Here is an 11345-nt window from a genome sequence, read left to right as displayed (position 1 = left end):
TTAACAACTTGTTTTACTCCATCAATATTGCGCGTGATATCGACCGCTATATCAGCTTCTTGTTGGCTAACTAAGCCCATTAAGAATACTTCGCCGTTTTCGACTTCAATTTCAATATTCAGACCATCTATGCGCTTATCGGCAAGTAGCAAGGTTTTTACCTTCGACGCTAACCAGACATCTTTGGCTGCATCACCTGTGGATATTGGGCTGCCTAAACGGATTTGGTTATGCAGCTTTTTGATATTATTCACTGAACTGGCAGTGGTTTGAGCAAGTTGAATTAACTCGTTTGTCGGGGCTTGCCCTACCAGTAATGCTGTACCGTTAAACACTTGTACCGTAATACTCGTTTGATTTTTAAGGGCGTCGACTTCGCTTAAGGCAACGGATATGCGACTCGCTGAGGTCTTATCGTCTACTTGGGCACCTAACGTTCTTCTATCATGGGCTGCAGAGGCTGCACCAACGCCTGCACCAACAACGAGGGCTGCGCAACCTTGCAAGGATATAAGCACCGCCAACACCAGAATCGCCGTCTTATTTTTATATAGTAACATGCTAAAACTCCTGTAAATTTTGTGGGAACAAGCAATCATCTATGCCCTCGCAAAGGCAGTGGATGATCATAAAATGCACTTCTTGAATACGCGAGGTTCGGTTAGAAGGTACTCTAATCTCGACATCGCTTTGCCCCAATAATCCCGCCATTTCGCCCCCATCTCTGCCGGTCAACGCGACAATGGTCATGTCCCGACTCAATGCGGCTTCCATTGCATTGATTAAATTGCGTGACTGACCAGTCGTCGATACAACCAACAATATATCGCCCGCTTGCCCTAGGGCTCTGACTTGTTTTGAATATACTTCGTCGAAATGAAAATCATTGGCGATGCTGGATATCGTGGCATTGTCTGAGGTTAAGGGCATGGCTGGTAAGCTTGGTCTATCTCGCTCATAGCGATTTAATAATAATGAAGCAAAATGTTGTGAACTCATTGCAGACCCGCCATTACCGCAGCACAAGATTTTTTGACCGTTAACTAGGGCATTGACCATCATAAACGTAGCTGCGGCAATTGCATCCGAAAGAAGCTCCATAGACGCAATATTGGTTTGGATACTCTCGTTAAAATTGGCCTTGATATTCTCTACCATTTTGTTCCCTTTTGTGTGCAAATTAGCACGCTAGAATTATACATTTTGTAACCAAGTGTATTTCGTTTGCCCTTGCGGGGATGAATCTAAGCCAATGATATCTATTCGAAGATCTAGATTACTTGGGTTGAGTTTGTTTTGATGTAGATAATGGGCAATAGCCGATTCAAATTTACGCCGTTTACTGGCATGAAAATATTCCACTGACTGACCAAAGTCAGTTCTACTTCTGAATTTAACCTCAACAAACACCAAGGTGTTTTGGTGGCGCATAATTAAGTCTATCTCGCCACTTCTACACCGGTAATTTTGCGTAACAAAGATCAAACCCTGCTTTTCTAGATACTGTTTTGCTAGCTGTTCAGCCTGCTCACCCAGTAGCACAGAAAAGGCCTGTTTAATCCATTGCAAGAACAGATACTCTATCTTGAGTGATTTGCGCCAGGGGCAAGTGGCGATGCAATACGCCATTGTCTGTGACACTAAGTTCACCGGTTAATCCTTTCTTACTCAGTTGCGGCAACGTTTTGAGTTGACGTAAATTATCGATTAATTCGTAAGAGTCAAACCCCATGGCAAATAATCGTAACAATGAATCTAAGCGTTGTGGCCACAAGGCATTCGTTTGATTAGCTAAGTCAGTCCATTGATGACCGGGTAACATCCAAGGCATGTCAATAAACGTAAGATTACGCAGGTCTCGTAAACTGTTTTTACTTAACTCAAGGCTGTAACTGCGCGAAGAGGCAAATACTGCCAAGCTTGAGGCCGACGAAGGGCTTAAACTCGCTTCTATAATGGGGTTAAGCAGTTCGGTTTGTTCTGGATTAGCAAACAATACTATGACATCAATGTCTTTCCGATTTCGCTCTACGCTGAAAACTTCAATGTCAGCAATATTCTCCATTTGTTTTATTCTGGCTTTACTCTGCGCCACGTCGAGCAGCGATTCAACTTGCTCTCGCATGTCCTTACTGTCTGCAAAAACGGCAATGTCAGGTTGTCTTTGTAGCGGTGCATCCTGCATCCACTTTGCCATAAAAGCTTCAGTCATCCGGCTGGTGACGTTGTTGTCTGCGGTAAAAATAATCGGCCGTTTATAGCCCTTATGTTTGATAAATTGCGCCAGTTGCTCGGCTTCATCTTCAGGTGCAAGAGCATAAAAATAGTGCTCTTTTTTAATCGTCTGTGTCGGTATTACGTTGGCAGTTGCCTCGGGAATGACTTCATTTTCTGTCCTATTCAGGGCTAACATCACTTTTTCCGGTGCCAAAAGGCTGGTTAATCCTGAAATGTTTTCTTTTAATAGCGGCCCTAAAACAAAATCGTAATCCGCCACTAGGTCATTGAGTTCTTCTGGCGTTTTTAGTGCAGAATCAAAAAAATGCAATTCTCGATAAGTGATATTTTCTGTTGGTGAATCATCCCTTACCCCGGCTGTTTGCAAAGAGGGCTTGATTAATGCTTGGGGTATATTGTTTAAATATGCAGCCAAAATACCTTCTTTAAGGGCTAAGCCTTGATTAGCCAAACGGCCACTTAAGGGGAGCAAGACCGCTATTTTTTTTGCCTCAATCGGTTTTTGTTCAAGACTGAGGCTCAGTTCTACAGGTAAATGGCTTGCCAATGAGTGTTGACCAAATCGGCTTTGCCAACTAACAAGTTGTTCCGCCAGTAAACTTGGGTCAAGTCCATAAGTGTGCACAATTAAACTCAGTTGCAGCCAGGGTTGTAATTGTGTATTGCGCAGTTTTTCATTGCGTAATTCTTTTACAGAGAGATTTTTCAGCCATTGCCAAATTTGTTGGTCTTTTTCGAGTTCGTTTAACCCAGTTTTTAATAAGGCTTCACTGGCTTTTACCCAGGCTTGTTGCTGGCTGTATAGTTGCGCTTGTAGGGCATAAACGCGCTGCTCCCAACCACTGACCAGTGTCAATCCTTCAAGTAGAAACTCACGGTGTTCAGCTAACTCTGGTGGATTCAGCGCCACTAAACACTCGGTACTGAGTATATGAGCAATGTGTCGATGTTGAACCGTTTGCAGTTGCGGAGCGAGCACTTTAAGTAGTGCTAAACTCTTAACGCAATCGCCCTGTTTTTGCATTGAGTCTGCTGCTTTTAACAGCCATTCATCACGTTGCTGAGCAGAGCCCGTTTGACTAAATATTAATTCTGCCTTTTGTAAATAATCGACATTTTCAATAACCTCTGTCTTAGGCTCGAGCTGAACGTGTGTATTTTTAGGTGCATCTACACGCGGAGTTGGGCTGCTACATGAAACAATAAAAAGGCTAATTAATGATATTGATAAAAATCTAGGCAAAACCATGTCACAAACTCAGTAAAAAAGATGTTGAATAGTTTATAGTAACGCTCATAAATATCTACCTGCTTAGCGAATAACAAGGGCTGAGTAGCGAAAACCTTAGGGTTTAAATTTGGAGTAATGTTGGTGAGTGAAGTTGGCAAGTTATATATTGTACCTACCCCTATCGGAAACCTTGCTGATATCACTCAGCGTGCTTTAACTATTTTGGCAGACGTAGATTTAATTGCCGCTGAAGATACTCGTCACAGTTTGAAACTGTTACAGCACTACGATATTCAAACACGATTAATTTCTTTGCATGATCACAACGAATCTCAACGAGCGGGTGAGCTCATTTCCCGTCTTCAGCAGGGCGCGAATATCGCGTTAATTTCTGATGCTGGTACCCCCTTAATCAGTGATCCTGGTTATAGTTTGGTAACGCAGTGTCGTGCGGCGCAAGTTGATGTTATTCCGCTACCGGGTGCTTGTGCGGTAACGACGGCTTTGTGTGCAGCAGGTTTACCTACTGACCGTTTTAGATTCGAAGGTTTTTTACCGGTCAAAATGCAAGCCAAACACCATGTGCTAAGCAATTTATTAATAGAAACCGCTACTACCGTTTTTTATGAATCACCAAGAAGAGTCGCGCAAACCGTTCAAGATATCATTGCGGTATTAGGTGGCGACCGCGAATTGGTGCTTGCCAAAGAATTAACTAAAACCTTTGAGACCTTTTATTCTGGCAGCGCGGATGAATGTTATACATGGTTAATGGCGGATCCTAATCACCAGCGCGGCGAATTTGTTCTACTGGTGGCAGGAAACAAAAAAACTCAAAGTGATGTGCCCCCTGAAGCGATAAATTTACTGGTACTACTAATGAAAGACTTGCCCCTTAAAAAAGCTGCAGCCATTACCGCTGAGCATTATTCGTTGAAAAAAAATGTTTTGTACCAGTTGGGTTTAGAGCTGAATGATTAAGGCTATTGGCTCTATTTGTTTGCTTTTATGCTGGAGTTGCCTTGTAAGTGCAACGTGGTATGAAGACAAGCAAGGCATCATGGGCACTAATATTCAAGTTGAAGTGTGGGCAGAATATCCCGACCGAGGCCAACAGGCCATCGATGCAGTGATGACAGAAATGGAACGCATTAATCAATTGATGAGTCCCTATATTGCCACAAGCGAATTGGCTATATTAAATGCGCAAGCGGCCCAACATCCCGTGGTGGTATGCGAAGAACTGTTTGAACTCATTAAGTTGTCGTTAGCGTTATCTGTCGAAACCAATGGGGCCTTTGATATTACCTTTGCCAGCATCGGTTATCTCTATGATTATCGCCGACATGAAAAGCCAAGCGATGAGCAAGTAAAAGCATTATTACCGGCTATTAATTTTCATCATGTGGTCTTAAATGAAACACAAAAGAGTGTTTATTTTTCTCATCCCAAAGTCAAAATTGACCTTGGTGGAATTGCTAAAGGTCATGCAGTTGATAATGCTATCGCCCTATTACAAAAGCTTGGGATAGAACATGCTTTAGTGACCGCAGGTGGTGATACGCGTTTGCTCGGTGACCGACGAGGAAAACCTTGGATGGTGGGGATACGGGATCCTCGACACGCAGATAAGCAGGCCGTGGTTTTGCCGCTAGAAAATATCGCCTTATCCACTTCTGGAGACTATGAACGCTATTTTGAACAGGACGGTGTGCGGTATCATCATATCCTCTCTCCCAAAAGTGGTACGTCTAGTTATCAGGTGCAAAGTGTGTCAATTATTGGGCCACGTAGTACCCTAAACGATGCGCTGTCTACGGCTGTTTTTGTACTTGGTGTGCAAGAAGGGATCGATTTACTCAACCGCACGCCAGGATACGATGGCCTTATTTTAGATAATCAACGTAAACTGCATTATTCAAAAGACTTAGCACCTTAAACACTTGTTAAAAATTGTGGTTTTGTTACTTTGACTTACGCATATGCTGTTGTTTTATTTTGCTTAATTCACGATACGGCTTAGATGAAAAAAATCATAACTAAAAATCACTATCTACCTAGCATTATCGATGTCGAAGCCAGTGGTTTCGGCGCACATAGTTACCCTATAGAAGTGGGGGTAATTAAAGATAATGGTGAGCGTTTTTGTAGTCTAATTCGGCCACAAGCTGGTTGGAACCATTGGGATGAAGAAGCCGAAGCTCTGCATGGAATTAGCCGCAGCTTACTGCAACAAAAAGGGCGTTCGCCAATTGAAGTCTGTCAGGACCTAAATCACTTCTTAAGTGGACAAACGGTGTATTCGGATGGGTGGGTTGTGGATCAACCGTGGATGATCAAATTGTTTCATGCCGCAGGTTTAGCGATGACTTTTTCAGTAAGCTCATTAGAAATGTTATTGAATGAAACGCAAATGGGATTGTGGCATCAAACTAAAGACAATCTCTTGGCAAACATAACAAAACCACGGCATCGTGCCAGCCATGACGCAGCCTTAATTCAAGATACATTCCGTTTGACCTCTCAATTGGCCTACCAGCAAAACCAACGAGAACTCATCTCCTCTCACTAGTTTGTTTTTTTGCGCGATGTTGAGCAAATTTACTTAGCAATTTAATCGATTGCTGGTATAAGGCTTCCATAAAATACTGGCCCATTTTTCCCTTATCTATTCCGTCATTTCAACCCTTTTATACTGAGTCGCTTAACTATGAGTCTGCCAAATAACACGATACTTTTAACAGAGTTGCAATTAGACCGAATTGCTGATGGTTTAACGGCCGATGGCTACGTGTTATTTGAGGATTTTCTTACGCCTGTATTAGCGCAAGCTCTGCTGCAAGAAATGCAAAGTTTTTCTGAATTAGCCTTTAAGCCTGCTGCCATCGGGCGCGATAACTTACAGCAGCTTAATGAGACAGTACGGAGCAATTCTTTGCACTGGTTAGATGGTAACACTTTCGTGCAAAACGCTTATTTAGCCATTATGGAGCAATTGAGGATCGGTATTAATCGTCGCTTATTCATGGGGCTATTTGATTTTGAATGTCACTATTCACACTATCGTCGAGGTGACTTTTATAAACGTCACCTCGATGCCTTCAAAGGTGAAAGTAACCGAGTATTGAGCACTGTGCTTTATCTTAATCCTGATTGGTGTAAAAAAGATGAGGGTGAGTTGATTTTGTATAGTGATAAACAAGTATCACCTTTATTAATGGTTGAGCCAAAATTTAACCATTGCATTATATTTTTAAGTGACGTCTTTCCACACGAAGTCCTTGTCACGCAAAGCGATCGATACAGTATTGCGGGCTGGTTTAGAATAAATGGCAGTCACGGAATTAAAGTCGATCCTGCAGCATAAATTCACAGGCTGAAACAGCCTTATTGCATTAAAACATATTTATACGTTAAATAGGCGCCAAGACTCTAGGTGTGGATTAATCGTTGTGCAAAAAGCCTTAAAAATTGGCCTGTGGGTACTCAGCAGTGTCGTGCTGCTGGTTGTACTATTGGTGGGATTTGGTAAAACCGCTGTTTTTGCTTACTTAGCACCACCCGCCACGTTTAACATTACGCACGCTCCTCAAGCCCCGAACTATCAAGACGATTATTTTTGGGTCTCTCACCCAAACAAAGCAGACAGCGCTGATTTGCTCCCTGTTGGTATCGATACCACTGAAGATTATGCTGAGTCGCCAGTTGATGTGTTTTTTATTCACTCTACGGGTTATGTGGGGCCGGGTGGCTGGAACTCGACAATGAGCAACAAAAATTCTGAGGCACAGTCCATTGAATATATGCTCACGAGTATGGCCAGTATCTACAATGGTTGCTGCCGGATATACGCGCCGCATTATCGAGAAGCCCATTTACACTCTTTTATTAGTGATGATCTGATCGCGTCATCTCAAGCCTTGGACTTGGCCTACAGTGATGTGAAAGCCGCGTTCGATTATTTTTTAACACACTTCAATCGCGGGCGGCCTTTTATGATTGTTAGCCACAGTCAAGGCTCTGCCCATGCACTGCGTTTATTAGAACAAGAAGTAGATGGACAGGCGCTTCAGCAACAATTGGTTGCAGCCTATGTTGTGGGTTATTGGTTGCCAAAAGATAAGTTAAGCCGCAGCTTTAGTTCCATTAAATTATGTGAGTCAGCCTCACAAATCGGCTGCATTATAAGTTATGACACCTATGGAGAGGGCGGAAAACTAGAGGGGAGGGTGCCACATTGGTATGCTTCTGGTTGGGAGTTTAATACTGACGAACAACAAAAAAGCAAGTCTATTGTGTGTGTTAATCCACTCAGTTGGCGCACTGATCTACAACAAGCAAGTAGTGAAAGGCACCTAGGTGCTATGCCAGTAGAATTCAAACGGACGCCGCTTGATATGTTGTTGGCTCGCAATCCGGGCTACAAGTTTACTAAGCTGCCCCCCATCACAAAATATTTAACATGGGCTCAATGTCAAGCAGATGGACGTTTAGTTATCAAGCAACAGCAGAACAATGCTTTTGCTAATCATTTAGACCAAAATAACCGTAGTTATCATGTGCTCGATTTTAGTCTTTTTTACGCCAATCTTCGGCAAAATGCGGTGCATCGCACCCAGTCTTTTTTACAACAACATCCCTAATCTAAGGATAAACTATGTTTAACACTGTCTATCAAGGCAAATTCTTTAACGCAGTAGCAGGTATGATGACTTGCGCGATATTATTTAGTGCGAGTGTCCCAGCTCAAAAGCTTGAACCACAAAAACTATATAGTAAGCAACCATCGGTTATGCCTGAACTGGCTCTTCCTGGTCAATATAAAGTTGGCGTGAGTACCATCCAAGCCACTCATCCACAGCAACTCAGCGCGACTGATTTCAAAACTTTGCAAGACCGTACTCTCACCTTAGAAGTCTGGTATCCCGCAACACCAAAGCAAGATGCTGTAAAAACCTCGTATGAGAACGTGAGCCGTTTACATATTCCATTCAGTTTGGCAGCTGAGGCTTATCGTGATGCGCCACAGCTTACAAATAGTGAATTTCCATTAGTGGTGCTGTCCCATGGTTATACGGGATATCGAACGATAATGTATTATTTAGGTGAGCATCTTGCCAGCCATGGGTATGTGGTAGTGGGGATTGATCACACTGACTCCACAACCGGCGAGATTGATTTTACCAAGGCACCGTTTGCAGGTTTTGTTAGCACATTAATGAACCGGGCTCGTGATCAACAATTTGTTTTAGACTACTTCAGCGAAGCCTCTTCACCCTTTGCCGCTTTAATTGACAGTGACAAAGCTGCTGTCATTGGTTATTCCATGGGGGGATATGGCGCGGTGAATACCATAGGGGGATGTTATAACTTTACCCAAGCTGGCTTACAACAATTTGGCTTTCCAGAAGCCGCGGCACAAGCGCTAGTGCCGGTATTTAATAGCTGTAACGCGGGACGTGAAGCGGTGGATCCCCGATGGAAGGCCATGGTTGCGTTTGCGCCATGGGGTCAAGAGCTGAATATTCATAGCGAAAAAGCCCTAGCCAATATCAAGGTGCCAAGTATGTTCGTTTCAGGTGACTATGATGATGTCTCCGGTTATGAAAAAGGGGTAAGACGCTTGTATGAGCAAAGCGGTTCGAAGGAGAGTTATTTGATGGTATATCAAAATGCTCGCCACAACATTGCCCCCCATCCTGCGCCACAAGAGACCTATGCAACGGATATTGATATCGGCCATTATTTTGAACCAAGCTGGAGCAGTGAGACCCTAAATAGGATCAATCAGCACATGACCTTGGCGTTTCTAGATTGTAAAGTAAAAGCTGATGCAAATGCTTGTGGTTACCTACCGGTTCGTGAGTTTAGCAATCAAGTAAAAGATGACGCTGGTAAATTAAGTGCTCCTTGGCCTGGATTTAAAGATCGCTGGGGGACAGGTGTGATGTTTTTACGTAAAGACCAGCCTTAACTCCTTTAATTTGACTCAAAGATTATATCTACACTCTATTTGTCAGTTAGGCCTGACAAATAGAGTGATGTTTGCCTATCAGGTTTTGTTCACTCCACCCTCACTTTTGTAAACTTACGTCAGTTAAGCGTAAATAAAGCGTAAAGGCCAATATACGCCCTGAACTAAGGCCTTACCATCCAGTCACATCTGCAACCATCACCTAGATGTTCACATTCAAGCTATGACACATATTGCTTTAAAGCGAATTTGTTGAGGTTTGAACACCAGTAAAATCTTATTCATTTTTTGGAGATACAATGAAGTTTAATCGTGCGCTTTTAAAGCCATTCCAACCCATGGTGTATGTAGCCATTTTGATGTTTGGCCTGACAGCTTGTGGTTCAGGGGGCAGTGATGACGATAGCACAGGGTATATTAAGTTTTATAATGCCTCGGCAAATGCCCCCGGTGTATTTTTAACCGTCGACGAAAACTTAGATGAAGACGATGATGATGAAGTCGAGGTTACATATAACTCGGTTGCCTATACCAAAGTAAGCGCCACTAATGCGTTAGACAAGGGAACGTACTACATCGAGTTGGCGTGGCAAGATGAGGAAAGCAGTGCCAGAAGTGACTTGGAAATTATTTATGAAGACAGTGTCAAAATCAAAAATGACCAGATCAATTTTATCGCGTTAACCGGCGATGTTCGTCAACCCGAAGTATTGCAATATGAAATAGAGGTGGTTGACGACGACAACGATGATGACGACGATTTGTTTAATATTCGGCTATTGAACCTGCATGGCGATTATCAAAACGTAGATCTGTATATGTCTAAAGACAACGAGACATTTAATGAAGCCGTCTTGGTGGGTACAGCTAATTATCAGGCGCTTTCTGACAACATTAAAGTTGAGCAAGACCAGTATATTTATTACATCACACTCGCTGGCAGTAGCGATGTAATTTACACCTCAGTAGATCAAAATTACTCAGCGGTAAGCCAATATATCATTGTCTTACGTGAAAATACCGGAGTGGGCTCTTCGCCTTTTACCATAGATAGCATTGGCGTCAACGGCGTAACTGAGCTTGAAGATGTTGATTCTGAAGCCCAGTTCAGTTTTTACAACGGTATCGCCCTTGACGACTACTTACCTACCTATTTTGGCGACATAGATATTGAAGTTAGATTAGATGGGGAAAGCGAGGTTAAGTTTACTCAGGTCCAACTAGGAGAATTTACTAGCTCCACTACCACCTCTAACGGCGACTACGACTTTTATGTTCGCAATAGCCAAACCAATGAATTGTATGTAACCAATGCCTTATTGAGCTTGGAAGAAAATGCCGATAATACGCTGTTTTTATATGGCAAAAGAGATCCGATTGATGATGACGAAGATGGCGACGTAGATGAAAATAGCGATGGTATTGTTGACGGATATGAAACTAAAGTAAAAACCCTAACAGTAACCAAAAGCTCAAGTTCAAGCATATATAGCCACGGTATTAAATTAGTTAACTTGGCTGATTCAGATGACTTTAGCCGCGTGACTTTCTATTTTGTTTTGAGTGACGAAATTATTTCAAGCGCTGACAATAAACTGTCAGTGCTACAAGAAAATAGTGCGTCGATTACCTTGCTTAACAATACGTACAGTGTTTATGCGATTGCCACAATCGATGGTACTGAAATTAAGTTAGCCAATATGCAGTTAATCTTAGATGAAGACAGCAAAGAGCAATATCTTATTTTTGAGGCTGAACCGAGCGCTTCATCTGGCTATAAAATGACGCTTATCAATCAACGTAGCGCTGACTAATTTTATCACGTGCAATGACCTTCGACATATGTTGAAGGTCAACGCCCTGTAATCCGCCTTAACGCCTTGCCCGCTACTCACTCTCCCA

Annotated in this window: 11 protein-coding genes; 7 read left to right on the top strand and 4 right to left on the bottom strand. The window is 42.7% G+C overall.

All coding sequences use genetic code 11. From position 1 onward, the window contains the following. The 4 genes from NWQ57_RS17875 to NWQ57_RS17860 all read right to left on the bottom strand — a co-directional run. A partial coding sequence (locus NWQ57_RS17875; protein WP_306023531.1) for a BON domain-containing protein occupies window positions 1-560 on the bottom strand: 560 nt, incomplete at its 3' end. A gap of 1 nt (window position 561) precedes the next feature. Next, complete coding sequence (locus tag NWQ57_RS17870) at window positions 562-1158, bottom strand: phosphoheptose isomerase (RefSeq protein WP_306023530.1); 597 nt, start codon at window positions 1156-1158, stop codon at window positions 562-564. 36 nt (window positions 1159-1194) lie between these two features. Continuing rightward, window positions 1195-1569 carry a YraN family protein gene (locus tag NWQ57_RS17865; protein WP_306023529.1) on the bottom strand — a complete coding sequence of 125 codons (375 nt, stop codon included), beginning with the start codon at window positions 1567-1569 and terminating at the stop codon, window positions 1195-1197. Beyond that, window positions 1556-3487: a penicillin-binding protein activator gene (locus NWQ57_RS17860; protein ID WP_306023528.1), complete on the bottom strand. Its 1932-nt coding sequence runs from the start codon at window positions 3485-3487 to the stop codon at window positions 1556-1558. Before NWQ57_RS17860 ends, NWQ57_RS17865 begins: the two co-directional genes overlap by 14 nt. A gap of 117 nt (window positions 3488-3604) precedes the next feature. Between NWQ57_RS17860 and rsmI the strand changes: the two genes are divergently transcribed. The 7 genes from rsmI to NWQ57_RS17825 all read left to right on the top strand — a co-directional run bounded on the left by rsmI (window position 3605) and on the right by NWQ57_RS17825 (window position 11257). Further along, a complete protein-coding gene (gene rsmI / locus NWQ57_RS17855; protein ID WP_372340940.1) occupies window positions 3605-4450 on the top strand; it encodes a 16S rRNA (cytidine(1402)-2'-O)-methyltransferase in 846 nt (281 codons plus the stop codon). After that, window positions 4443-5408, top strand: a complete 966-nt coding sequence (locus NWQ57_RS17850; RefSeq protein WP_306023526.1) for an FAD:protein FMN transferase — start codon at window positions 4443-4445, stop codon at window positions 5406-5408. The genes rsmI and NWQ57_RS17850 overlap by 8 nt, the downstream gene beginning before the upstream one ends. An 84-nt stretch (window positions 5409-5492) precedes the next feature. Beyond that, window positions 5493-6041: a hypothetical protein gene (locus NWQ57_RS17845; RefSeq protein ID WP_306023525.1), complete on the top strand. Its 549-nt coding sequence runs from the start codon at window positions 5493-5495 to the stop codon at window positions 6039-6041. A gap of 138 nt (window positions 6042-6179) precedes the next feature. After that, window positions 6180-6836: a 2OG-Fe(II) oxygenase gene (locus tag NWQ57_RS17840; protein WP_306023524.1), complete on the top strand. Its 657-nt coding sequence runs from the start codon at window positions 6180-6182 to the stop codon at window positions 6834-6836. Between the two features lie 85 nt (window positions 6837-6921). Continuing rightward, a complete protein-coding gene (locus tag NWQ57_RS17835) occupies window positions 6922-8112 on the top strand; it encodes a DUF3089 domain-containing protein (RefSeq protein WP_306023523.1) in 1191 nt (396 codons plus the stop codon). A gap of 14 nt (window positions 8113-8126) precedes the next feature. Then, complete coding sequence (locus NWQ57_RS17830) at window positions 8127-9443, top strand: alpha/beta hydrolase family protein (RefSeq protein ID WP_372340939.1); 1317 nt, start codon at window positions 8127-8129, stop codon at window positions 9441-9443. A gap of 299 nt (window positions 9444-9742) precedes the next feature. Continuing rightward, the gene (locus tag NWQ57_RS17825; RefSeq protein WP_306023522.1) at window positions 9743-11257 is read left to right on the top strand and encodes a DUF4397 domain-containing protein; all 1515 of its coding nucleotides are present in this window, start codon (window positions 9743-9745) and stop codon (window positions 11255-11257) included. Window positions 11258-11345 lie beyond the last annotated feature (88 nt).

It is taken from the genome of Paraglaciecola sp., assembly GCF_030730205.1.
Lineage (GTDB): Bacteria > Pseudomonadota > Gammaproteobacteria > Enterobacterales > Alteromonadaceae > Paraglaciecola.
The sequence above is the reverse complement of the archived record's forward strand: the minus strand, read 5'-3'. Positions and strand labels throughout refer to the sequence as shown.

Coding starts and splice junctions, on each gene's coding strand:
- NWQ57_RS17845 (WP_306023525.1), top strand. CDS start 5,493: ATGAAAAAAATCATAACTAAAAATCACTATCTACCTAGCATTATCGAT.
- NWQ57_RS17830 (WP_372340939.1), top strand. CDS start 8,127: ATGTTTAACACTGTCTATCAAGGCAAATTCTTTAACGCAGTAGCAGGT.
- NWQ57_RS17860 (WP_306023528.1), bottom strand. CDS start 3,487: ATGGTTTTGCCTAGATTTTTATCAATATCATTAATTAGCCTTTTTATT.
- rsmI (WP_372340940.1), top strand. CDS start 3,605: ATGTTGGTGAGTGAAGTTGGCAAGTTATATATTGTACCTACCCCTATC.
- NWQ57_RS17825 (WP_306023522.1), top strand. CDS start 9,743: ATGAAGTTTAATCGTGCGCTTTTAAAGCCATTCCAACCCATGGTGTAT.
- NWQ57_RS17850 (WP_306023526.1), top strand. CDS start 4,443: ATGATTAAGGCTATTGGCTCTATTTGTTTGCTTTTATGCTGGAGTTGC.
- NWQ57_RS17840 (WP_306023524.1), top strand. CDS start 6,180: ATGAGTCTGCCAAATAACACGATACTTTTAACAGAGTTGCAATTAGAC.
- NWQ57_RS17870 (WP_306023530.1), bottom strand. CDS start 1,158: ATGGTAGAGAATATCAAGGCCAATTTTAACGAGAGTATCCAAACCAAT.